The sequence below is a fragment of the Sorangium sp. So ce131 genome (assembly GCF_051519095.1).
Lineage (GTDB): Bacteria > Myxococcota_A > Polyangia > Polyangiales > Polyangiaceae > Sorangium.
In genome coordinates this window covers 8,508,972-8,533,549 of record NZ_CP150455.1, presented here as the reverse complement: position 1 = coordinate 8,533,549, position 24,578 = coordinate 8,508,972, and the positions used below count along the sequence as shown (strand labels likewise).

Sequence of the window (24,578 nt, the reverse complement as noted above, 5' to 3'; positions counted from 1 at the left end):
CTCACCTGGAAGCCGACCGGACGAACTCCCGCAGCTTTCGGGTCTGGTAGCCGCGCGCGAGCGCCGCGAGCTGGTCGAGCCAGGGGCCGAGGCGCGGGTCGAGCTGCCGTATCCGCTCCGCCTCCTCCAGGACCTTGTGGACGAGCCCCTTGTCCGCGAGCGTCGACAGGACCGCCAGCTCTTCGGCCGGAGGCGCGACGAGGCGCCCGCCGTCCGCGGCGCGCTCTGCGGACGTGTCCAGGGCTTCCGCCTCCTCGCGGCGGATCCACGCGACGCCCAGCAAGCGCGCTACCTTGTCGAGGAGCGCGCTCGCCTGGATGGGCTTGGGCAGGAAGTCGTCGCAGCCGGCGCGGGCGCTCTTCTCCTGCTCGGCCTCGGAGACGCTCGCCGACGACGCCAGGACGGAGACCCCCCGGAGCTCGGGCATCCGCCGGAGTCGGCGGGTGGTCTCGTAACCATCCATGCCCGGCATGGACAGGTCCATCAGGACGAGCGCCGGCGTGTGCTGGGCGGCCATGCGCAGCGCCGCCTCACCGCCGTCGGCCTCGCGGACCTCGAAGCCGAGGGGGGCCAGGAGCTCGCGCGCCACGGCGCGGTTGTCGGGGTTGTCGTCCACGACGAGGATCGCGCGGCGCTCGCCCTGATAACCGACGATCGCGCCCGACGGCTCGGCCTCGCCCGGGCTCGCCGCCGGCTCCGCCTCGGCGAGGGGGAGCGTCACCGTGAAGGCGCTGCCCCGGCCGACCTCGCTCTGCACCTCGATCACCCCGCCCATCTGCTGCACGAGCTTCTTCGTGATCGCGAGGCCGAGCCCCGTGCCCTCGCTCTTCGCGCGCTGCTCCCCCACCTGCTCGAACGGCTCGAAGATGCGCGACAGGTGCTCCGCGGCGATCCCAGGCCCGGTGTCCTCGACGCGGAAGCGCACCATCCGCCCCGCAGGGACGACCTCCTCCAGCGCCTCGACGTGGAGGGAGATGCCCCCCCGCTCGGTGAACTTGAGGGCGTTGCCGAGGAGGTTCAGGAGCACCTGCATCAGCTTCTTCTCGTCGGCGTGGACGACCTTGAGCGCGGGGCCGCGCAGCGCGTGGGTGAGCGTGAGCCCCTTCTCTTCGGCGCGCACCCGGCACAGGCCGACCACCGTCTGCAGGAAGGCAGGGAGCTGGATCTCCCTCACGACGGAGTCCACCTTGCCCGCCTCGATCTTGGCCAGGTGGAGCACGTCGTTGATGAGCGAGAGCAGGTGCTCGCCCGATTTCTGGATGACGTGCAGCGCCTCCCGCCACTTCGGCGGGATATCGGGGGATCGCCCCAGGATCTGGGCATACCCCATGATCCCGTTGAGCGGCGTCCGGAGCTCGTGGCTCATGCTGGAGAGGAAGTCGCTCTTGGCCTGGTTGGCGCGCTCCGCCGCCTCCTTGGCGACGCGGAGCTCGAGCGTGCGCTCCTTGATCTTGGCCTCCAGGTCCCGGTAGAGGAGGGCGTTCTCCACGGCGATGGCGGCCTGCGAGGCGAGCACCGACAGGAGCTCTACCCGCTTCTCGTGGAACGCCCCCGGCACCTCGCGGTGCTCGAGGTAGAGCACGCCGAGCAGGCGCCCTCGGTGCGACAGGGGGAGCGCCAGGAGCGAGAGGACGGCGCGCGAGGCGAGGTACGGATCGGCCGCGAAGCGCGCGTCGGCCCGGGCGTCGTCCACGACGACCGGCTCGCTCGTGCGCGCGACGTAACACGCGACCGTCGGCGAGACCTCGCCGCTCTCCGAGAGCGGCTCGGACAGGCCCGTCTCGATGCGGCCCCCCTCCACCGACAGCCGCGCCACGACCGAGAGCTCCTCTCCGTCGACCAGCAGGAGGACGCCGCGCTGCGCCCCCGCGCTCTCCAGCACGAGCTCCATCAGCCGGCCGACGACGCGCTCCGGGTCGAGCTCGCTCGAGAGCGCCTGCGCCGCGCGCACCGCGGTGCTCACGTCCAGCTCCGCGCTGCCGGTCGCGCCCGTGGTGGTCAACGTGACGGTGCTCGCCGTGATGCGGCGCTCCACGGCCGCGGGCGGGGCAGGGGCGCCGAGCAGGGCGGGCCACCTCGCCTCCAGGTGGGCCACCACGGCGTGCGCGTCCCAGCGGACATAGGCGTCCCTGGCCTCGCGCAGGTACACCGCCGCGATGCGGCTCCTCCCCGCGCCGAGGTGGAACTCGGCGCAGAGCTGGGCGGCGAGGGCCTCGATGTGCCAGAAGCGCTGCGCGCGGGCCAGCTCGATGGCCTCGTCGTACCTGGCCATGGCCTCGTCGGTCTTGCCTTGCACGCGGGCGTGCTCGGCCTCGAGGAGGCGCAGCTTGTGCAGGAAGCTCTCCGGGCAGCCCTCGGCGAAGTACGAGAGGCGCGCGAGGCCGTGCTCGACGTGCTCGCGGAGCCTCTCCTGCTCCTCCGCGCCCGCGGCCTCGCCCCAGCACCTCGCGGCCGCGAGCGCGAGCCAGAGCGGCACGTCGGTGACCGGCGGGAAGCCGAAGATGGACGTGCGGAACTGCTCGGCTTCCCGGGCCCGCGCGAGCGCCCTCGGGTACGCGCCGGCGACGAGGAACAGGTGCGCCTCCAGGATGCGGGCCAGCTCGGCCGTCATCCCGTCTCCGTCGGCCAGGAGCGAGCGCGACCCGCGCGAGAGCGGCTCCTCCGCGAGGAGCATCCCCGCCCGGCCCGGGGTCATCAGGAGGTCGCACCACGAGGCGATCGCCTCGAAGAAGTGGTGTCCGAGCGCGGTCCCGGCGCGCTGCATCAGCCCCCAGCGAGACGCCCGGTGCGCCTCGATCTCGCCGAGCGGCTGGCCACGCCACGCTCGGTGATAGACCAGGTCGCCCTCCAGCCCCCAGCTCGTCCCCTGGAACGAGCCGATCTTCAGGCCTGCCGCGCACGTGCGCTCGAAGATCGGGGCCATCTCGTCCGCGGGGCGGGAGTAGGCCGTGTATTGCCCCTGGAAGGACAGGCACTCTGCCAGGAAGAGGGACCCTACACGCTCGGCCGCGCGCACGCCGGGGCCGACCCAGCTCGCGGCGCGGCGGTACATCCCGGTGGTCAAGGACCACACGTTCGCGAAGCAGACGATGATGAAGGGGGCGACGGGCGTGAGCACGCCCCGCTGCCGCACGCCCTGCACGGCGCGGGTGACCACGAGCGTGGAGAGCACCGGCTGACCGCCGATCGCCGCGCACACCATGAGGTGCATCATCAGCGCGTCGACGAGCACGTGCTCCGGGGAGGGATCGGGGGGCATCCGCTCGAACGCGTCCGGGGCGCGCTCGAACCACCGATCCAGCTCGGCGGACTCCTCGAGGAGCGCGGCGCGGCGCGCCTCGTCCGCGGCCGGGAAGACGATGCCCTGCTCCGCGACCGCCGCGAGCCCGAGCTCCACCCCGCGCGCGAACTGGCCCGCCGCCTGGCAGCTGCGGACGCGGAGCTCCTGCGCCGAGAGCCTGGCGAGCGCCGGCAGCGGCATCGCGAGCAGCCGCTCGCACCGCGCCTCGACGTCGTCGAACTCCCGCAGCAGAAAGGCCGCCTCGAGCCGCTCCAGCGCGATCTCCGCGGACAGCGCCGGGTCGTCGCGCCGCGCGCCGTCGCCGCCGTCGTCGGCGTCACCGCCGTGGTCGCCGTCGTCCAGCAACGCCTGCGCCGTGTCCGCGAGGCTCGCGAGGAGACGGTGCGAGCTCGCCGCCTTCGCGGCGCGCGCGGCCTCGAGGTTCAGCCGCGCCAGCGCCTCGAGCTCCTCCGCGGACTCCATCCGCGCCGAGCCCAGGTTCAGGTGCCGCACCAGCTCCAGGAGCTGCTGCGGCGTGCCCCCGTGCGCCCGGCGCTGCGCCCACAGCCGCCGGCCGATCTCCAGGTGCGCCAGGACGCGCTGCTCCGGCGCGGCCCGCTCGTAGCTCGCCTGCTGCACGCGGTCGTGCAAGAAGCGGTACTCGGCGTCGAGCGCGCCCTCTCCGGCCTGGCCCAGCGCCTGCGCGGTCCGGTAGGCGCCGTCGGTCGGCACCACGAGCTCCTCCTGCAGCGCGGGCCACAGCGCCGCGGTCACCCGGGCGCGCTCCCACCCGCTGAGCCGCTCCAGGTCGTGGAGGTGGAACGTGTGCCCCGCGCACGCCGCGAGCCCCAGGATCTGCTGGGTCGCCTCGGGCATCTCGAGCACCTTGTCCGTCAGCAAGGCGACGACGTTGTCGGTGACCTGGGCCTGCTCCAGCTCCTTCTGGTCCCAGCGCCACGCGCCGCTCTCCGGGTCCCTGACCACCTTGCCCTGCCGGTGCAAGGAGAGCAGCAGCTGCTCCATGAAGAACGGGTTTCCCCGCGTCTTCTGCCACACGACCCGCGACAGCGGCTCGACCCGCGCCGCGTCGCCGCCGAGCGCCCGGGCCACCCACGCCCGCACGTGCTCTTCCGGCAGGGGGCTCACCGACATCCTCGTCACCTTCGCCCCGCTCTCGTCCACCGCGGCGACGAGCTTCCACAGCGGGTGCTCGGGGGGCGCCTCGTTGTCGCGGTACGCGGCGATCAAGAGGAGCTCCCTCCGCTCCGCGTCGGTCAGCAGCGTCCTCAGGATCTCGAGCGTGGCGCCGTCGGCCCACTGCATGTCGTCGAGGAACATCACGAGCGGCGCGTTCGGCGCCGCGACCGCCCGCACGAAGCTCAGCCAGGTCAGCCGCTGCCGGGCGAGCACCTGGTCGCCGTGCACCGGCGGCACCGGCGCGAGCTTGCCCATGACGAGGTCGAGCTCCGGCACCACGTCGGCGATGAGCCGCGCGTTGTCCCCCACCTCGCGCCTGATCCGCTCCTGCCATGCCCGGAGCACCGGCCTCGGGCTCGCCAGCCACTGCTGCATCAGCGCCCCGAACGCCTGCGCCATGGCCGCGTAGGGCGTCGACCGCGCCAGCTGGTCGTGTTTGCCCGAGATCAAGAGCCCGCGCCCCGCCCGCGCGATGTCCCGGTAGACGGTGCGCACCAGCGCCGTCTTGCCGATGCCGGAGGGGCCGCCGATGAGCACGAGCTCCACCGCGCCCTGGGCGGCGCGGGCGAAGGCGGCGCCGAGCTGCTCGCGCTCGCGCTCGCGCCCGACGAGGACGTCCGGCAGCCGCAGCTTGCGCGAGAAATCCTTGGTCCCGAGGGGGAAGCGCTCCACCGTGCCGCGCTCGCGGAAGGCGCGCAGCGCTCGCTCCAGGTCCTCCGCCGCCCCCTTGGCCGTCTGGTAACGCCGGTCGACGTTCTTCGCCAGGAGCCTGGACGTGATCGCCGAGAGGCCCCGGGGCACCTCGGGGGCCACCTCGTCGAGGGGCGGCGGCTCCTTGGCCAGGTGCGCGTGCACCAGCGCCAGCGGGTCGCGCTCGGTGAACGGCAGCCGCCCCGACAGCGCCTCGAAGAGCGTCACGCCGAGCGAGTAGAGGTCGGAGCGCGCGTCGATCGCCCGCGCCGTGCGGCCCGTCTGCTCCGGCGACACGTACGCCAGCGTCCCCTCGATCCCCTCGGGGATGCTCGCCGCCGCGGCCTCCAGCGGCAGCGACGAGGCGATGCCGAAGTCGAGCAGCGTGACCTGCGTGTACGCCGCGTCGACCAGCACGTTCTGCGGCTTGACGTCCTTGTGGGTGATGCCCGCCGCGTGCACCGCCTCGAGCACCCGCGCGAGCAGCGCCCCCAGCCGGAGCCCCGCCTCCACCGGCAAGCGCCCGCGCTCGGCCAGCAGGCGATCCAGCGACCGGAAGCCGGGGTCCTCGAGCACGAGCCCCACCGCGCCGCCGTGCTGCAGGAGCCCCCGCGCCCGCGCCACCCCCGGCACCGCCCCGAGCTGCGTCAGGATGTGGTGCTCGTGCATCATGCGCCCTGTCACGCGCGAGCTCGGCGCGGCCGCCGCAGGGAGCTTGAGCACCACCCGGTCGCCCGAGGGGCGATGGACCGCGCGGCACACGCGGGTCTCGCTCCCCTCGTACACGACCTCCCCCACCGCGTAGTCTGCCAGCTCCATCCCGTCTCAGCTCCTCTCAGCTCCCCTCAGCTCCCCTCAGCTCATCTCGGCCCCGCTCAGCCCCGCTCAGCCCCGCTCAATCTTCCGGCCGAGATGCCGGGCGCGCAGCGGGCTCGCCCGCCGCTCAGCGCGCGCCCCGGCGCTGCCCGACGCCGCGCGTGCGCAGCGCGTGCTCCACGCCCGACTGGAGCGTGGCCTTCGTCACGAGGCCACCCAGGCCGAGGTCGAGCCGCACGAGCGTCTGCGCCACCTCGGGGCGGATGCCGGTGACCACCGTCCGGGTGCCGAGCAGGGCGAGCCCCCGCGCCGCGCGCAGGAGCATGCTCGCGACGGTCTCATCGACCGCCTTGACCCCGGTGATGTCGATGATGAGGTGGTCGGCGCCGCGCCCGCTCGCCTCGCGCAGCGCCGCCTCGACCGCTTGCCTGGCGCGCTCGACGTCCACCGTGCCGACGAGCGGCATCACGAGGACACCGTCGATGATCGGGATGAGCGGCGCGGAGAGCTCGAGCAGCCGCTCCCGCTGGGCCGCGATGATCTGCTCCTGGAGCGCCCCCCGCTCCGCCTCGGCGCGCTCGCGCTCGGTCAGCTGCCGCGCGAGCTGCGCGTTCGCCTCGCTCAGGCTCTGCACGGCCTCCGCCAGCGCCTCCTCGGCCCTCGCGCGCTCCCGGATCTCGTCCGAGAGCCTCCTGTTCTGCTCCTCGAGGGCCCTCGTCGCGCGCCGGAGCGAGATCTGGGTGTGCACCCGCGCCAGGAGCTCGGTGTTCTCGAACGGCTTGGTCACGTAGTCCACGGCGCCCACGCGGAAGCCCTGGATCCTGAACTTCGCCTCCGCGAGCGCCGTCATGAACATGACGGGGATGCTCCGCGTCGCCGGATCGGCCTTGATCAGCCGGCACGCCTCGAACCCGCCGAGGCCGGGCATCAGCGCGTCGAGCAAGATGAGGTCCGGCCGAGCACGGCTCGCCAGCTCGATCGCCTCCTCACCGTCGCACGCGACGGCGACCTCGAGTCCATCCGCGATGAGCGCGCTCGAGAGCACATGCAGGTTGTCCGAGCTGTCGTCCGCGATGAGGACGAGCCCAGGGGGCGGCGTTTCTTGCTCTTGCATGGATTTACGACGATCTCACCGTGGCCGAGCCACCGTCCTCCGCGCGACCGGCAACTCCGACCTGACGGCGATCGCGCAGGCCGCACGCTGTGCGAGGACGGCGCTGTCTCCAAAGTTTTCACCCCCATTACATCCTCCCATATCACGGGATGGGCCGGCGTTGACACGGGTTTTGTCGCGGCAGAGGGGACGTTGGCTGCGCCACGCGAGGGGCTGGTCTGAGGCCCGCGCCGAACACGACGCCGGTCCTGTCAGGCGCGGTAGCCCCGCGGCGCACAGACACGCAGGGGCAGGCGGCTGCCAGGCCACGGCGTAGACCGGAGCAGCGCCCGTGCGGAAGGCCGCGGCGAGCTCGGAGGGCGCGGGCGCGGCGAGCCTTCTGGAGGAGACGTCATGAAGAGAGACCGCTTCCTGCTGGCTTCATCGGTCGTGCGGACGGCCTATGAGCCCGGCTCGGGCGGCGGCCCGCGGAACACGTCGAGCCCCTCTACGGGCGCGAGCTTCACCGGGCGCCCCTCGCGCGCGGACGTGTAGATGGCCTCGATGAGCCGCATGTCCTGCAGCCCCTCCTCGCCCGGCGTGTGCGCGGGCCTGTCGCGGAGCACGCATTGGGAGAAGTGATCCATCTCCAGGGCGAAGTGGTTCTTCTCCTCTAGCTTCCGCTCGCTCGCGTCCTCGATGGGGCTGTCCTTCATCTTGCGCGACACGCGCATGCGGAGGCCGTGGTACGGGAACGCCGGATCCATCTCCGCCCAGCCCTCAGGGCCCATGACGCGGAAGCGCTTCGACTGATGGCAGCTGTAGCTCGTGGAGCAGACCGCGCGCGCGCCGCTCGGGAAGCGCAGGAAGAAGTCGACCGTCTCGTCGACCTCGCGGAACCGCGGGTCGTCGGGCGTGCTGTACGCGGAGCCGAGCACCTCGATCGGCTCCTCGCCCGTGAGGTAGCGCGCCGCGTTCAGGCAGTAGATGCCGATGTCCGGGAGCGCCCCGCCGCCGGCCAGCGCCTTCTTGAGCCGCCACTGGTTCGGGTCGCCCTGGTGCTGGGCGTTCACGGCCATGATCGTCTTGATGGGCCCGATCTCCTTCGCCCGGCAGAGGCGGATCATCTCGCGGTGGTGGGGCTCGTACTGGAGCCGGTAGGCGACCATCAGCTTGCGGTTCGCCTTCTTGCAGGCGTCGATCATCTCCACGCACTCGGCCGAGGTGTTGGCCATCGGCTTCTCGCAGAGCACGTGTTTGCCCGCCTGCGCAGCCCGGATCGTGTACTCGCGGTGCATGCTGTTGGGCAGCACGATGTAGACGATGTCGACGGCCTTGTTGTCCTTCAGGCGGTCGAACGTCTCGTAGCTATAGACGCTCTTCGGGTCGATCCCGTACTGCCCGGCGACCTGCGCCGCCTTCTGCGCGTCGCCGCTGACGAGCGCCGTGGGCCGCGAGTACTTGCACTGGCCGAAGGCGGGGAGGATCTCCTCCAGCGAGAGCCGCCCGAGCCCGACGATGGCGTACCCGACGCGCTTGTCCGGGGCGAGCGGCGCGGGCATCAGCTCCGATTCACGCTCGGTGGGCGCCATCAGGCGCGGCAGCTTGACGGGCGCGGGCGAGTCCGGGGACGCGCCGGCGCCGCTCTCGGCCCTGGCGCACGCGACGGTCAGCTTGGCGAGGGCGCCCGCGACAGCGACGCCGCCGGCCGTCCGCAGGAGGCCGCGCCGGGATACCATGTCTCCGGATCCGCTCATTCGAGTCGCTCCTTCTCGTGCTGGGATGGTGGCATTCCGCCCCACCTCGTGACGTGTTGCCACAGGCTCCGTGGCCGAGTCGCCGCGCGTTCACCCGGGGCGGGTGAGCTCGTAGACGCCCGCGGACGCGCTGCCGAGGGCGATGCCGGCGAGGTATCCGCCGAGCGAGTCGCTCGCCCAGTGCCGGTCGAGCACCAGGCGGCTCAGCCCGGAGGCGGCCGAGGCGAGCGCGAGCGGCACCGCGAGCCAGGGGCCGGCGACGCCCTCGCGCACGAGCACGTACCCGCCGGCGATGGCCGCGGCGGTCGTCTCGAGCGCGTGGCCGCTCGGGAAGCTCTGCTCCCACGGCTCCTTTCGCCCCGGGGGAGGCGCGCGGTGCTTCACCGCGCGGTCGAGGATGCGGCTCAGCGCAGCGGCCCCGAGCGAGGCGCCCGCGACCGTCAAGGCGCCGCCCGTCTTGCCCTGCCGCTCGAGCGCGCCGGCCGCGAGCAGCGACAGCGGCGCGTGGGTGTACCACTTGCCGAGCGGGCCAACGGCCGCCGCGGCCTTCTGCATCTTGCGCTTCGCGCGTTTCTTCGCCTTCCGCCGGGCGCGCTTGTCCCCGTCGCACGTCTCGCGCTCCGCCACGCGGCCGGCGAGCAGCCCGAATCCGAGCGCGGCGGCGACCGCTGTACCGATCAAGGTCGCCGCGGCGGCGACGTTCTTCTTCGGCATCGTTGACCTCGCTTGAGCCGGGCGCCCCGCCGCGGAGCCGCGGGCGCGGCGCCCCGTCCGGGGCCGCGATGCAGCTGCGATGCCATCCCGGCGATGCACTGGCGCTTCGCGGGACGTCGCTCCATCCAGGGCGAGGCCCGGGCGCGCCCCGTCCCGGGATCGAAAGATGCGCCGAGCCGGGCGCAAGCGGCGCCATTCCACGGGCGGGCCGCTCGCGTTACCCCTTGAAGCCATGAATGACATGGTTGCCGAGATGACGGAGCGGCTGCTGGCCGATGCAGGTATTGGCGCCGGCATGCGTGTTCTCGACGTGGGCTGCGGTCGCGGGGATGTCTCCTTCATGGTCGCGCAGCGCGTCGGGGCGCAAGGGCAGGTCGTGGGCATCGACCGCGACGTGCAGCCGCTCGCGGCGGCGCGAGACCGGGCCCGCGAGCTCGGTCTTTCCAACGTGACCTTCGCCGAGGGCGACCTGGGCGCGCCTTCGCCCGAGCTCGGCCTCTTCGATGGGGTCGTCGGCCGGCGCGTCCTGATGTACCAGCCCGACGCCGTGGCGGCCGTGCGCCGGCTCTCCGGCGCCCTGCGCCCCGGCGGCCTGGTCGTCTTTCAGGAGCACGACGCCACGATGGTGCCGGCCTCCGTCGAGCCCCTGCCGCTCCACGAGCGCGTGAATCACTGGATCTGGCGGACGGTGGAGCGGGAGGGCGCCGACATCCACATGGGCTTCCACCTCGCGACCGTGCTCGAGCAGGCGGGCCTCGCCGTCGAGCGCGTGCGCGCGGAGGCCGTCGTGCAGACGCCGAAGATCCTCCACCGCACCGGCGCCATCGTCCGCGCGATGTTGCCTCGCATCGTGCAGCAGGGCGTCGCCACCGAGGCCGAGATCGACGTCGAGACGCTCGAGGCGCGCCTCCTGGAGGAGCGGGCGAAGGCGAACGCCACGTACGTGAGCGACATGGTCTTCGGCGCGTGGGCCCGGAAGCCCGGCTGAGGCGCCACCTCCGCGGCGTGGCCGCGAGGGCGATACAGCCATACCCTCCTGCGCCGGAGCCAATCGGCGTGGTCCCTCGCCGCGGCGCGGGCGTCGGTCGGAGTGTTGCTCCACGTCTCGCCGGCGTCGAGGCCCCGGGCACGAACTCGGGGCCGCCGTCGTCTACTTGGGCACGCTCAGGGCCGTCGCAGATGTCGAGGTGAACGTCGGTCAGCTCGGTGCAGTGCGTCGGACCGCGCCATGCGAAGCTCATAGAGCCCACGAGGGCGGACGACGAGCCCGCTCCCAGACGCAAGCGGGGCGCCTACCGGCCATGGGCCGAGCTTCTGCGCCGCACGCTTGTGATCGATGTCCTCGCGCGTCCAGCTTGCAAAGGCAGGATGAAGCTCGTCGCCATGCTCACCGAGCCGAGGAGCATCGCCCGCTTCCTCACCGCGCTCGGCGAGCCCACCGACGTTCCAGTGCGCTCCCCTCTGTGCCAGCGTCGGGTGAGACAAGCTGCCCCTGGAAATCTGTGGTGAGAGGGCGGAGAATGGACCTGACCCGTGCCGAAGCCTTCCCGTCTCCGATCCGTCGATCCTACCCCCGCCCCAGCGGCGCAGGGCGCTGCGCCCCGCCCGAGCGGCGCCGCCGTCGAGAGCGTGCCGAAGCCGGGCAAGGGGCGGAAGTTCTCGGCGGCGGAGAAGCTGCGCATCGCTCGCGAGGCGGCTGCGTGCACCCAGCGCGGGGACATCGAGGCGTTGCTGCGCCGCGAGGGCATCTACAGCTCCCTCCTGGCGGCGTGGCGCAAGCAGCTCGCCCTCCACGGCAGCGAGGCTCTCGCGGAGCGCAAGCCCGGTCGCAAGCCGAAGCAGGACGCGAAGGACCGGCGCATGCCGAGCTCGAGAAGCGCTCGGCGCGGCTCGAGGAGAAGCTCGCGCTCGCTGAGAAGCTCATCCTCGAGAATGGACGAAGGTATAAGCCGTGAGACATCATATGATAACAATCGTCAGCAAGCAATTCTGGAAAGCGTCTATGAAAAATTTACAGCAGAATCGGTCCTCTCATTGGTTCATACTGGCGTTCGCGTCAGTCGCGCTAGCAGGCTGTGGCGGTGGTACCGATGCCACAGAGTCCTCGAGCAGCTCATCGTCTTCTAGCAGCTCTTCATCCTCCAGCTCCAGCTCTAGTTCATCTTCGAGCAGCTCTAGTTCATCTTCGAGCAGCTCTAGTTCGTCTTCGAGCAGCTCTAGTTCTTCTGGTTCTGCTGGAGGCGGGGATACAACGGGTACGCCTACCCCTGATTTCTCCAAGTATCCAGCCTATACTGAGAAATACACTGACAAAACCGTGATCAATTCAAATCACGCAACGGGTCATGTTGGTGATTTTTTCTTCACTCACTGGAAAGATGGCGGCTCGACATCTTTGACTGTGGACCCGAATGGCGAATTCAGCGTGACCTGGCAGGGCGGTGGCTATAACTATGTCGGTGGTCCAGGATGGCATTACGGAGATGAGAACAGGGTGATCGGCTACCGCCTCGATAACGACAGCGGTGCGAGCTATATCGCCTTGTACGGCTGGGGGTACGACAAGAGTATGCCCACTTCAGACCCGGCACACCTGGTGGAGTATTATATTCTGCAACGATGGAGTTATGACCCCAGCCAGGGTGCTACTCCTGGCAAGACCTTCGTGAGCGATGGTGTTGAGTATTCCACTTACCGCTCGACGCGGCAGCAGCAGCCCTCTATCAATGGTCGCTCCACTTTCTACCAATACTGGAGCAAGCCTGCTCAGCCGCAGGCCCTCGGACAGGACCATAAAATCATATTCGGCGATCACGTGAAGGCATGGGCCGACACCGGCTGGATTGTTCCGAACATGAACAATCTGGACGCGAGTGACGATCCCACCTATCAGGTCATGGCCGTCGAGGTGTTCAACCCCGGTAGCAATGGAACTGCATCTGGTCGCGTTTGGGACGAGACGCCCTAATCGAAAGAAAATGTGGCACTAGAGGAGGATGATCACGGTCCCGAGCGGCGTCGCCGTGTGCCGCCGGATCATCACCCTGGGGCGCGGCGCGCTCGTGTGCTGACGCCCGGGCGAGGCGAGCCGAGGTGGGCTTGATGCTTGCTCCTTCCCCGATGGCGCTCGCCTGAGCGCGGCGAGCCCGGTCGAAATCCGATCAATGGGGAATTGAAGGAGGTTCAGGCCGTGAGCGTGGCGTTGTCGCAGCCGCCGTCGACGCGGCGGAGCGCGAAGACGGACGCCGGGTGCTCGGCTCCTGCATGAAGTGCATCCAAGTAGAGGAGCTCTCCAGCTCTCAGCAGGAGCTCTCCAGATGCGTCCGCGCGACGGGCTTGGGCGACGAGCTCCCAGCCCGCCGCCGCGACGTCACTCGAGGAAGCCGCGCGGCAGCCGCCCGCCATCGGCGCCGACCGCGGGGATGTCGAGCACCTCGTCTTCCGCGACTCCATACCGCGATGGCCGCACCGCTGCCGTGTCGCCGATGTGACCGCTGGGGACGAAGAGCTGGGGATGATCGAAAGGCGCCTGCTGGCGGCGCACCCGCTCGTCGGTGAGCGTGAGCAAGAACGCGACGATGTCGTCTATCTCGCTCGGGGACAGGTGCCGACGCCCGATGCCGAGATCGAGCATGTCGCTGTTCTGATCGTGAAAATCGCCTCCCCGGTTGTAGAACTCGACGACTTGCCGCAACGTGAGCTGGCCGCCGTTGTGAAAATAGGGCGCCGTGAGCTCGACGTTCCGCAACGTGGGCGTCTTGAAGACGCCCCGGTGGATGGTGCGCTCTCCGGGGACCGCGGGCTCGAGCGCTGGGCGGCCGCCGATCAGGTTGGGCGGCGTCGCCGCGTAGGGGTACCCGAGCCCGAAGCGATCCTCCGTCGCGAGCACGGCCATGGACAGCGGGCTTCCCCACCGGTCGTTCACGCCCGCTCCGAGATCCTCTTCGGTCGGTCGGACACCGATGTTGTAGAAGCCTTGATCATAGAGGCCGATCTCGCAGTTGGCGGTGTGCATGCGCTCGATCGGCTCGCACGTCCGCGCGGCCTGGTCGTCGCAGTTCTCCGCCAGCTTCTGGACCGTCGCCCCGGTGAACTCCGGCGGGCTGTGGCAGCCCATGCACCCGGCCTTGTCCTCGAAGAGCTCGAAGCCACGCTTGGCCTGATCGCTGATCGCGGACGTCTCGCCGGCCATGAAACGATCGATGGGAGCCCGGTCCGAGACCAAGGTGGCCTCGTACGCCTGGACGGCGAGGCCGAAGAACAAGGAGAAGTTGAACTCCATCATCGTGTACTCGTTCGCCGCCAGCCCTCGATCGGGGCACGCGACGATCTGCGGCCTGCCCTCGGCGTCGACTCGGACGATCTTGTCCGACTTCCACCAGCGCGGGTGGAACGCTCGTTCGATGAGCTGCTGGTAGCTGAGGCGGAGCCCCGGACGAGGGCGGCGCGAGTCGAGCACGTAGAGGGCGAGCGCGCTGTCGCGCGGGTGCACCTGCTGGTAGGCGAGCGGAACGGCGCTCACCAGCTTCTTTCCGATGTCGCGGAAGGGGCGATCGAAGAACGACATCTCACGATTGCTGAGCGGCGGCTCCACGGCCTGCGAGGCGAGCGAGGAGTCCAGGAGCCGCACCCTCACGAACTCCAGCGAGCCCGGCGTGGAGGCGTGCAGCACCTTGGCGTCCGGATCGCGGTCGCCCCACCCATTGACCCCGTTGAACGACGCCTGCGCTCGGCCGTCCCAGAAATTGCGCAGGTTGTAGACGGCGTTGATCACCGTCGGCGTGTTGCGCTGCTCGACGCGGCGGACGTTGACGCCGCCGACATGGAACACGGGGTCCGGTCGCGCAGCCCCGAGATCGACGTTATGCCCACGCTCCGTCCCGACGAAGGTCCGGGACGCGATGCCCTGCGAGCCCACGATCTCCGGCCGGTCGTGGACGACCGTCGACGTCCGATCCTCGGCGTCGGCGAGCTTGCGCAATGGAAAATCCGACGCGACGAGCTGGTAGTTGGGCCCTCCGAACGTGAAGTCCTCGTTCCCCGCCTGCGGATTGCCGGGGTGGAGCTGGTTCTTCGAGCGCGGGTCGGCTCCGGCGCGAAAATGGCATGAGGCGCAGGCCTGGACGCCGTCGCTGCCGACCTGCATGTCCCAGAAGAGCGCCTTGCCGAGCGCAACGGCGACGCGCTTGTCTTTGACGAACTCGTCCAGGTTGCTCGGCTCGGGGACGCGGATCGCGCCGAGCGGGATCTTCGGCTGCTGCGGGTCGGGAAAGAACTCCTCGGCCTCTGCGCACTCGCCCTCCGGGACCTCTTCCGGCGGCGTATCGATCGCCTGGGGCCGGCGCTCGAGCGCGACGCCGCTCATGACATCACTCGACTCACCGCCGCACGCGGACAGCGCCATACCCCCGAGGAGGAACCCGACGATGAGCCGGATCGCATGGATGGGCGCCATCCCAGCCGCGGAGATCCCCTCGGTGGTCGCGCCGCTCGCCTCCAGCCGCAGGCGCACGCCGTCCTCCGTCCTCGCCTCGTATGCTACCATCGCTCCTGCCTTTCCTCGCGCAATCTTTTGATGGAGATGAAACGCCAAAAGCTTCGCAACGTTTAGCCATCGTCGTGCCATGGCGGCGTTTCCGCGCTCGTGCTCCGCGTCGATGCGGAGTCGGCGAGATTACCATTGAGTTGGCACGTCGAGACGATCGGCCAAGGGAGGGGGAAACTCAGGCGTTTCTGGCGATTGCTGCGCTCCGTGCCTGACGGCGATTGCCGTGCTTGAGCCTGATTGTGCCATCTACAGGCTGAAAACGACGATGTCGGATTATTCGAGGCAAGTTTGATGGAATAATGCGAGTTCGGCGGACAGATGCTGGGGTGATGACGCCGAGGCCGAATTTCTCAGAGAGCCGAGATCGTCGGCTCACCTGGCCGAGACGCCCTCGTCGAGCCATTCCCGCGCGCGCTGGAGCGTGCGGGCGTTCTCCTCGATGGCCTGGAGAAAACGCTCGCGCTGCGCGGCGTCGTCGATTTGGGCCGCGACGTCGAGGAGCCTCGCGCGGGCCCGGGCAATGGCGGACCGGGCCGCCGGGAGATCGCCGGCGGCGAAGAGCGCCTCGGCGTGCACGAGGCGGGCGAGCGGCTCCCCCGCCTCGACCGTGCCCAGCGCGTCGACGAGCGCGATCGCCGTGCCCGCCTCGACGAGCGCCTCGGCGGCCCGGCCGCGCGCGAGAAGCACGCCGGCCAGGATCGCCCGCGCGAGCACGAGCACCGGCCACCCCTCCAGCAGGTCGATCGCGCGCCGCGCCTCGGCCTCGGCCCGGGCGAGATCGCCCGCGCGCCGCAGGTAGCCCGCGTGGATGGCGCGCGACATGCCGGCGCACCGCCGATCGCCCAGCGTGTCGAAGAAGGCGATGGCCTTCGGCAGGACCTCGCGCGCCTCGTCGAGCGCGCCGAGGCGTAAGAGGGACGCGCCGAGGAAAACCCGCGCCAGGCCCATGTAGCCCTCGAGGCCCATGCGCTCGGCGTCGGCGAGCGCGGCGCGGAGGCGCGCCGCCGCCTCGGCGTACGCGCCGAGCGCGAACTCCTGGACGCCGAGCTCCATCCGGCAGAAGCAGGCCTGGCGCAGGTCCCCGGCGCGCTCGTAGGCGGCGACCGTGCGCTCCATCCATGTTCGGCCGGAGGCACGGCGGCCGGCGTACATCGCGCGGTAGGAGCGCTCGCGGAAGACCGCCCCGCATACGGTGGGGTCGCTCTGGAACCGCTCGGCGACGGCGTCGATCCGGGGGTGAAGCGGCGCAGCGTGCGCGCTCTGGCCGTTGATCGCCATGAGGGTCGCCGTCGTTGCGGCCGCCGTCACCAGCGCGCCGGTCACCGCCTCCCCGTCCCAGGAGTCCGCGAGCTCACGCGCGAGCGCGGCGAGGCGGTCGTGCTGCGCCAGCGCGCACATCGCGTTCGCCGCCTCGGACACGGCGGCGTACCAGGGCGCGCTGCGCCGGGGCAGCGCCTCCACGGCCATGGTGGCCCAGCGGGCAGCCTCGGCGCCCTCGCCGCGCCAGGTGTGCGCCCCGGCCCGGTACAGGAGGACCTCGCCGCGCGCCTCGCCTTCCACGCCGAGCTCGAGGGCGCGCCCGGTCCACGAGAGCACCGCGGCGAGGTCGTTCGCCGCGAGCGCCTGCGCCGCGGCGCGCTGGTACCAGGCGGCGGCGCGCAGCGGCTCGCCGCCCCGATCGAAGTGCTCGGCGACCACCGCGGCCGAGGGCTCGCCGGCGCGCTCCAGCCACTCGCCCGCGAGCCGGTGGCCGAGCGCGCGATCGTGGTCGGTGAGCATCCCGTAGGCCGCCTCGCGCACGAGGGCGTGGCGGAAGACGAGCTCCCGCTCGCCCTCGAACCTCGCCTCGTCGCGCGTGTTGATCCACTCCAGCCGCTCGAGGCGCTCGAGGTGCTCGGCGACGGCCGGCGCGCCGCCAGGGCCGCCGAGCAGCGCCTCCACCGCGCCCGGCCAGAACACCCGCCCGAAGACGCTCGCCGCGCGCAGCACCTGCCGCGCGGCGCCGTCGAGGCGCTCCAGCCGGGACTGCACCATGGCCAGCACGGTCTCCGGGAGCACGTCCGGGCTCCCCTCGGCGGTCGCGCGGATGAGCTCCTCCAGATAAAACGCGTTGCCGTCGGACTGCGCCACGAGCCGCGCCGCGGTGTCGGCGCTCACGCGGTCGCCGAGGACCTGCCGCACGAGCCGCTCGCTCGCCCGGGCGCTCAGCTCCTTCACGCGCAGCTCGTGGAGGTCCCTGCCGTCCCAGAGCCCGGGGAACAGCGCGTGCACGTCGGGGCGCGCCAGGGCGAGCACCAGCAGGGGCCGGTCGTGGAGCTGGCGCAGGGCGTCGTTGACGAGCTGGACCGTGGGCAGGTCGCCCCAGTGCAAGTCCTCCAGCACGAGGAGCAGCGGCTGCGCGGCGCACGAAGCGGCGGCGAAATCGAGCCAGGCCCTGCGCATCTGGTCGCCGCGCACCCGGGCGTCGCCGCGGGCGACACGCAGCGGCGTGCTGCCCTCGTCGGGGAACGGCGCGCCGAGCAGCTCGCCGAGGAACTCCGCCACCCGCTGCGCGTCCTCCCGGGGCACGCGCTCGGCCACGCGCGCGCGCAGCTTGTCCCGGCGCGCCTCGAGCGGCTCGCCGTCGCGGATGCCACACGCGCCCTGGATCGCCTGGCGCAGCATGCCGAACGCGGCGCCCTTGCGGAGCGGGTCGCCGCGGCCGATCCAGACCGCGACGGGCTCCTCGCGCTGGCGGACGCGGCGGACGACCTCGTAGGCGATGCGCGACTTGCCCACGCCGGCCGGCGCGGTGACGAGCACCACGCGCGCCCGCGGCTCGTCGATGCACCCGGCGAGGAGGGCCTCGATGGAGCCGATCTCCCCGTCCCGCCCGACGCAGGCCGTGGGCCTGCCGAGCAGCAGGCGCGCGCCCCTGGCGAGCGGCTCCTCGCCGAGCAGCCACAGGCCCGCCTCGGTCTCGGCCACCTGGAAGCGGGCGTCGAGCAGCCCCGCGGTCACCTCGTCGATAGCGACGGGCGCGACGGGCGCCCCGCGCCCTCCGGCCGGCAGCGGGGCGCCCGGCAGCGCCGGCCCGGGCTGCGCCAGCATCCGGGCGGCGCGGTCGACGAGGTCGCCGGCGGGCAGGCGGCCCGTGACCTCGACCCGGCCAGTCGTGAGCGCCACGGGCCGGCCCCCGCCGGCCGCGCGGAGCAGGAGCGCGCAGCGGGCCGCCTGCGCCGCTTGATCCGTGGCGACGCCGCCTTCGAGGAGGGTCGCGAAGACCGACCCGTCGGCCAGGAGCTCGAGGCACGCCCCGAGCGCCTCGACGTCCCGGCGCAGATCCGGCGACACGGCCGCGGGCTGCGTCTCAGCGTCGGGGCTCGCCGGCTCGGTGGACAGCCGCGGCGCCGGACCCATCAGCGCCACCGAGAGCACGCGGCGCTCCTTGCGGGTCAGCGAGGACGGGCTGCGCGTGTCCGGCGGCGCCGGCGACGAGGTGGAGGGCGCCGGCGGCGAGGCGTGCGAGGCGTGCGAGGCGTGCGAGGCGTGCGAGGCGTGCGAGGCGTGCGAGGCGTGCGAGGCGTCGATCGACGCGCGCGCCGCGAGCGCCGCGAGCGCCGCGACGACCTCCGCGCCGTCGCGGGGGCGGTGCTCCGGGCTCTTGGCGAGCATCCGGGCGCAGAGCGCGTCGAGGGCGGGCGGGACGTCGGGGCGCAGGGCGCTCGGCCGCGGCACGTCCTCGAGCAGGATCTTCGCGAGTACGGCCATGAGGTTCGCGCCGGAGAAGGCCGGCTGGCCGGTGAGGCACTCGAACAGCACGCAGCCGAGCGCGAAGACGTCGGCGCGCGCGTCGATGTCCTGCCCGCTCCGGGCCTGCTCGGGGGCCATGTACGCCGGCGTCCCGAGGAGCACGCCCGACCGGGTGAGCCGCGTGGCCGTGGACACCCCGGCGATCCCGAAGTCGAGCAGCTTCACGCGCGCGGCGTCGCGGTCCACGAGGAACAGGTTGCCCGGCTTGAGGTCGCGGTGGACGACGCCGCGCGCGTGGACCGCCGCGAGCGCGGCGCCGACGCGCGCGGCGAGCGCAATGGCCTCGTCCACGGAGAGCGCGCGGCGTCGAATCCGCTGCTCGAGATCCTCGCCCTCGAGCCACTCCATGGCGAGCCACGGCGCGCCCGAGGCGTCGAGCCCGTGCGCGACGTGGCGCACGATGCCCGGGTGCGAGAGGTCCGCGAGCACGCTGGACTCGCGAGAGAACCGCAGGTCGTCGCCGGCGCCGCGCTCGTCGAGGAGCACCTTGACGGCCACGACGTCGCCCGAGCGCCGATCCACGGCGCGGAAGACGGCGCCCATGCCGCCCGCGCCGACCCGGCGCTCGATCTCGAATCGGCCCCCGAGCACGTCCCCTCGCTGCATTGGCTCGAGTATCGGCGTGCCCGGTGGGGAAGTCCATGGAGCGCGCCGGGGCGCCGCCCGGCCAGAGGTCTCGCTGCGCGCGTGTCGATGCCAGGTTCAATGGGAGCGACATCGGGCGGGGCCGCGGCCCCGCGTGTCGCCACGTCACGCGCCGATCGTGGATGGCTCGTAACGCGTCACCCAGGCCTTGATGTGCAGCTCGCAGAAGATCAGGCAAGGCGCGATGAAGCCTGCCTGGGCCAGGAGCGCGAAGACCTCGGCGTCCGAGGCCGGCATCTTCAACGACGCCATCGCCTTCCGTCGTTGCTCCGCCGCCTCGGGCGGCATCCCCTCCGCGAGGGCCCGCCGGTCCTCGACGGCCCTCAGCAGCGGATCGTCTCCGGTCCGACAGCCGATCACGAAGGGCGCCCCCGGCTTCAGCCGTCCGGCGATCTCCCGCAAGAGCTCGAGGCGCGCCTCATTGCCCGGGACATGGTGCAGGACGCCGATCATCTGGGCGCCGTCGAACAAGGGCCCGCGCGCGAGAGCGCGCAGCTCGCAGGCATGCAGGCTCGTCCGCTCGATCAGGCCTTCCGCCGCGAGCTTCTCCCTGGCGACGGCGAGCATCTCCGGCGAGGGATCGACGCCCGTGAAACGAACGCCGGCCCCCGTGTAGCGCGCGAGTTGCTTCACCTCGCTCCCGGTCCCGACGCCGACGACCAGCAGCGACGCAGCCTCCTTGTCGAGGAGCGCCGCGGCCATCACCTCGGCGATGACCTGCTGCATGGCGCCATAAGCCGCCCAGAAGCGGTGCACCGTGTCGTCGTAGCTCAATGCGCGATCACGCCCGAAATGTGTTGCGTGGTTTCCGTGCTCGTCCGTCTTCATCACGCCTCCTCGGCGGACGGTCGCCCGGACCGCCTTCCGCAGAGGAGTACCGCCCTTCGCGCCGTCCCGACAGGGCGGGGCTTTCGATCCGATCGGCGGGGCTTTCTGTCGCGACCCGCCCTCTGCCGGACGCCGCTGGTGCGTGCCCCGGAAGATCTTCGCGGGTCCGACTCAAGCACCTTCAGGCGGAGCGTGTGTCCCGCTCGGCCAGGAGGCGCCTGCTCGCCGCGCGTCGCCGCCCGCCCGGCGGCCGCGCAGCCGTCGAGCGCTCGAGCACGGCGAGCGCCTCGGCGCGCGCGACGGCGCGGAGCTCTCCCTGCAGGCGCACGTCGTCCGTCGTGCGCGCGATCACCATCCCGCCGACGCAGAGGCTGACGATCAGCAGCGCCTTGCGCTCGGCCTCGACGTCGTCCGCGGGGAAGGCGGCCCGGAAGATGCGCGCCAGGTACTCGACCACGGACGTGTAGGCGCCGCGCACCTTGAGGCCGGCGCGCGCCACGTCGGAAGGGAGCGCCATGAGGGGGCAGTGCTGATCGACGTCGCCCAGGACCTCGTCGGAGAGATACCGCTCGATCAACGCCCGCGCGAGCCGCCGAGGCGGGAGCGCCGCCGTCCCGGCCGAGGCCAGCGTTCGCCGCACGAGGAGGTGCGAGGTCATGACGCTCTGCACGGCCTCGGCGTAGAGCTCTTCCTTGCTCGCGAAGTGGTTGTAGAAGCCGCCGCGGGTCAGGCCGGCGCGCTTCATGATGTCGTCGATCGAGACCCGCTCGAAGCCGTGGCGGTTGAACAGGAGGCGCGCGCTCTCGACGATCCTCGCGCGCGTGCGCGCCTTGTGCTCGGCACTGTAGGGCATGACGGTCCTCCGAGGCCCCCGAGCCTAGCGGGCGGCAAAATATGTTCTTGAGCATATTTTGGCGTGCGGCAAGAGTCTCCCCTCGACCCCGCCCGTCGCACGAGCGGGCCAGCGATCGCGCGCGCGCCGCCGCGCCCCCGCTCGCGGCGGACGGGGCGAGACAGCGACAAGGAGGTTCCGAGACATGATCACCATCACCGGTTTCAAATGGGTGCCGCCGTTCGCGCGGGGCCTGGTGCGCGATCTCCGGGTGCGGTGGGCGCTCGAGGAGGCTGGCCTCTCCTACCGGGTCAGGCTGATCGACGCCGCCGACAAGGAGTCCGTCGAGCATCGCGCGCTCCAGCCGTTCGGGCAGGTGCCGACGTACGAGGAGGGGGGCCTCGCCCTCTTCGAGTCGGGGGCGATCGTGCTCCACATCGGGGCGCGGTGCGAGGCGCTGCTGCCCGCGGACGAGGGCGCGAGGGCGCGCGCGGTGACGTGGGTGTTCGCGGCGCTCAACACGGTCGAGGTCGCCGTCCAGCAGCTCGCCGCGCTCGATCTCTTCTACGCCGACCAGCCGTGGGCGAAGAGCCGCCGGCCGGGCGCAGCGGCGGCCGTGAAGCAGCGGCTGGCCGAGCTCGCCGCCTGGCTCGGCGATCGCGAGTACCTGGAGGGCCGCTTCACCGCCGGCGATCTCATGATGTGCACGGTGCTCCGCATCCTGCGCCACACCGACCTGCTCGACGCCGAGCCCGCGCTGGCGGCCTACAAGGAGCGGTGTGAGGCGCGGCCGGCGTTCCAGAAGGCGCTCGCGGATCAGCTGGCGTCGTTCGAGGAACGGGAGGCCTGAGGCCCGCGCTCCTCGAACGATCGCCCTTCCTCCGCAGCCCCCTCCGCGCCCGCGGGGTTCTCCCCGCCGATCGCGACGACCTCGAGCCCCCGAGCGCCGGTCATCAGCGCTCGGGGACGACGCTCGCGATCGCGACGAGGCTCAGTTCTCGAACCGGACCTGGTCCAGGTAGTAGGGGCCGGAGTTGGCGGTGACGTTCAGGTTGAACTGCAGCTTCACGTCGCTCGGCGCCGCGTTGAGCGCGGTGATGGTGGCCGCCGGGAGCGAGAACGAGACCGTGTTGAACTGACCCTTGTTGAGGCCGTTGAGCACGACGTTCCCGATCCACTGGTTGTTGATGCCGGCGGACGGGATCGAGATCAGCGTCTCGATGGTGCCGATCCAGCTCGGGTTCGGCTGCGCCTTCGAGATGAAGATCTCGACCTTGACCTTGTTGCCCACCGGCGTGAGCCCCGCGGTGCTGAAGTTCGGGCTGACGATCGCGTTGAACGACGCGGGCGTCCGGACCTCCAGCGACGAGATGCCCTCCTTCACCCGGCCCGTGTGGACCGCGAGCAGCGCCTGCGACGAGGTCCACGCGCCCGGCTTCTCGAACCCGAGCGTCGGGTTGTTGAGGAGGTAATCGGTCAGCACCTGCTTGCGGAACGGGAGGAACACGCCGGTGAGGGCCGGCGAGATCTTGAAGCGCTGCGGGCCGCTCGGGTTGCTGGGGTTGATCGGCTCCTGCTCCTCGGAGGTGTGGGTGAACGTCAGCGTGTTGGGGAACGGAGAGCTCAGGCCGACGTCGAAGGAGGTCGTCCCGTTGCCGTTGGCGTCCTGCGGCTCGTGGCACCCGGAGCAGGCGAGGGTCTGGGCGCGGGCCACGACCTGGTCCACGGACAGGTTGCCGGTCGTGCCGGACAGGTTGCTGCCCAGCGCGGTCAGCTTGTTCGCGATGTTGGTCCGCAGGGTCGACGACCCGGTGCCGAGCGCGTTCAGGTAGTTGTTCTGGAGCGGGATCATCAGGCTCTCGCCCGCGTTGACGGCGTCGGGCAGGGCCGACGGGTACGCGAAGCGGTTGACGTCGTCGGTGGCGGCGAGCCTCTCCACCACGTCCGGGAAGACCGTGCTGCGGAAGCTCGTGACCCGCGGATCACTCGACGCGGCCGGCGAGAAGAGCCTCGCGGCCGGGTTGTCCTTGACGAACGACGGGGTGATGCTCAGCGAGGGGCTGGAGCTGGTGCCGTGGATGAGCCGGTACTCCCGGAGCGACCAGGTGGGGTTGAGCGGACCGGTGGGGAAGAACACGAACTCGTTGGTCCGGATCTGACCGTGGTTCGGGCCGGCAGCGTGGCCGTAATGATTGATGTGGAAGACGGGCGCGAACCCGGTCAGGCCGTTGAAGTAGAAGTTCAGGAGCTCGTTCTTCCGCGTCGTCACGCTCTTCGCCGGATCCGACTGGTTCTGCCAGAACTGGGCGACCGGGAGGCACGCCGCGCGGCCCTGGCTCGGGTTCGGGTTGGGCAGCCGGGCCTCGAAGATGATGAAGTTGCGCTGGAGGTTCGCGGACGAGTTGGTCGAGGTGGGCGAAGGGAAGCCCCCCTTCCTCGCGAAGACGATCCGGTACTCACCGCAGTCGGAGCCGTCCGGCGGGGCGAGGTCGAAGCGGTTCGACAGGGTCGTGGCGAAGTAGGCGTGATCGGCGTTCGCATTCGCGAAGGGATCGAGGGCGGCCTCGGCCCCGATCTGCCGGGGGCACAGGATCGGCCACCCGTTCCTGGAGCCGGTGGGGACCTGCTGCTCGAAGGGGACGCCGGGATTGACGGCGCTCGGATCGAAGATCGGATAGATGTCGCCCTGGTTCCCGGGCACCTCGTCGCAATGCTGGACGGCGGAGAAGAGCCCGTTGGCGTCGGTCCGGAAGGTGTCGATGAGCTGCCGATGCAGCAGGCTGGGCGTCAGGCCCGTGGCGCCCGACTGGGTGATGAGCTGCTGGAGCACGGCCTGCAGCGAGAAGGCGGACACGATGTCGACGTCCGTGACGATGAGCGACTTGCGCTCGTCGATCGGGAACGGCAGCGTGAGCCCCTGGGCGGCCTCGCCGAGCTCGCCCTCCGAGAGCTCGGACAGCTCGCTGACATCGTCGAGATCGCCGTCGCCCGGCTCGAAGTCCGCGCACGCCGCGGGCATGAGCGCAAGCGCGGCCAGCGCGGTGTACCGCGCCCTCCGCCATGCGCCGGCGGAGCGGAGAACAGACAAAGTGCGCACCGGGATGTTCGAACTCGAGCGATTGGACAGCATGAAACCTCCAGGAAACGGCCACGATGACGAGCGCGCGCCCGTCGGTGGGCGCGCGCTCACGGACGAAGACGAAGAGACACGGAGTCCAGGCGAGCGCGGGAGAACGCCGCGCGCTGCCCGGCGAGCCGATCGGGCGCGCTCGCCCGTTCACGGGCATGCGCCGCCGCCGGCCACGCTGTCATGACAACATGGCCTCATCGACTCGTCGCGTTGACGATCTTGAGACGACCTGCTCGCGCGCGGCTCCCTCCGGCGA

The 24,578-nt window shown here is 71.4% G+C and carries 13 protein-coding genes; 3 read left to right on the top strand and 10 right to left on the bottom strand.

The annotated features are described in order from the left end of the window. Position 1 precedes the first annotated feature (1 nt). From WMF43_RS30870 to WMF43_RS30855, 4 genes are all read right to left on the bottom strand, one after another. Positions 2 to 5,986, bottom strand: coding sequence for an AAA family ATPase (locus WMF43_RS30870; protein WP_437670161.1), 5,985 nt, complete (start codon positions 5,984 to 5,986; stop codon positions 2 to 4). A 124-nt stretch (positions 5,987 to 6,110) separates the two neighbouring features. After that, entirely contained in the window at positions 6,111 to 7,097 is a 987-nt protein-coding gene (locus WMF43_RS30865) for a response regulator (protein WP_437670160.1), read from the bottom strand. Between the two features lie 440 nt (positions 7,098 to 7,537). After that, complete coding sequence (locus WMF43_RS30860; protein ID WP_437670158.1) at positions 7,538 to 8,833, bottom strand: Gfo/Idh/MocA family protein; 1,296 nt, start codon at positions 8,831 to 8,833, stop codon at positions 7,538 to 7,540. A 90-nt stretch (positions 8,834 to 8,923) separates the two neighbouring features. After that, the gene (locus WMF43_RS30855) at positions 8,924 to 9,547 is read right to left on the bottom strand and encodes a phosphatase PAP2 family protein (protein ID WP_437670156.1); all 624 of its coding nucleotides are present in this window, start codon (positions 9,545 to 9,547) and stop codon (positions 8,924 to 8,926) included. A 232-nt stretch (positions 9,548 to 9,779) separates the two neighbouring features. Between WMF43_RS30855 and WMF43_RS30850 the strand changes: the two genes are divergently transcribed. Beyond that, the gene (locus WMF43_RS30850) at positions 9,780 to 10,535 is read left to right on the top strand and encodes a class I SAM-dependent methyltransferase (RefSeq protein WP_437670154.1); all 756 of its coding nucleotides are present in this window, start codon (positions 9,780 to 9,782) and stop codon (positions 10,533 to 10,535) included. 1,043 nt (positions 10,536 to 11,578) lie between these two features. Here the strand turns inward: WMF43_RS30850 and WMF43_RS30845 are convergent. Continuing rightward, the gene (locus tag WMF43_RS30845) at positions 11,579 to 11,827 is read right to left on the bottom strand and encodes a hypothetical protein (RefSeq protein WP_437670152.1); all 249 of its coding nucleotides are present in this window, start codon (positions 11,825 to 11,827) and stop codon (positions 11,579 to 11,581) included. A gap of 37 nt (positions 11,828 to 11,864) precedes the next feature. Here WMF43_RS30845 and WMF43_RS30840 point away from each other — a divergent pair, with 37 nt between their 5' ends. Then, on the top strand, positions 11,865 to 12,515 hold the full coding sequence (locus tag WMF43_RS30840) for a glycoside hydrolase family 11 protein (RefSeq protein ID WP_437670150.1): 651 nt from the start codon (positions 11,865 to 11,867) through the stop codon (positions 12,513 to 12,515). Between the two features lie 402 nt (positions 12,516 to 12,917). Here WMF43_RS30840 and WMF43_RS30835 read toward each other — a convergent pair whose 3' ends face one another. The 4 genes from WMF43_RS30835 to WMF43_RS30820 form a co-directional block, all read right to left on the bottom strand. Next, positions 12,918 to 15,092 carry a cytochrome-c peroxidase gene (locus tag WMF43_RS30835; RefSeq protein ID WP_437670148.1) on the bottom strand — a complete coding sequence of 725 codons (2,175 nt, stop codon included), beginning with the start codon at positions 15,090 to 15,092 and terminating at the stop codon, positions 12,918 to 12,920. Positions 15,093 to 15,467: 375 nt separating this feature from the next. Further along, complete coding sequence (locus WMF43_RS30830) at positions 15,468 to 19,493, bottom strand: serine/threonine-protein kinase (RefSeq protein WP_437670146.1); 4,026 nt, start codon at positions 19,491 to 19,493, stop codon at positions 15,468 to 15,470. 144 nt (positions 19,494 to 19,637) lie between these two features. After that, positions 19,638 to 20,360: an SAM-dependent methyltransferase gene (locus WMF43_RS30825; RefSeq protein WP_437670144.1), complete on the bottom strand. Its 723-nt coding sequence runs from the start codon at positions 20,358 to 20,360 to the stop codon at positions 19,638 to 19,640. A gap of 181 nt (positions 20,361 to 20,541) precedes the next feature. Further along, a complete protein-coding gene (locus WMF43_RS30820; protein WP_437670142.1) occupies positions 20,542 to 21,213 on the bottom strand; it encodes a TetR/AcrR family transcriptional regulator in 672 nt (223 codons plus the stop codon). A 184-nt stretch (positions 21,214 to 21,397) separates the two neighbouring features. On the opposite strand from WMF43_RS30820, the gene WMF43_RS30815 reads away from it, so the two are divergent. After that, the gene (locus tag WMF43_RS30815) at positions 21,398 to 22,042 is read left to right on the top strand and encodes a glutathione S-transferase family protein (RefSeq protein ID WP_437670140.1); all 645 of its coding nucleotides are present in this window, start codon (positions 21,398 to 21,400) and stop codon (positions 22,040 to 22,042) included. 141 nt (positions 22,043 to 22,183) lie between these two features. Here the strand turns inward: WMF43_RS30815 and WMF43_RS30810 are convergent, their stop codons facing one another. Then, positions 22,184 to 24,211, bottom strand: coding sequence for a hypothetical protein (locus WMF43_RS30810; protein ID WP_437670138.1), 2,028 nt, complete (start codon positions 24,209 to 24,211; stop codon positions 22,184 to 22,186). Positions 24,212 to 24,578: the final 367 nt, after the last annotated feature.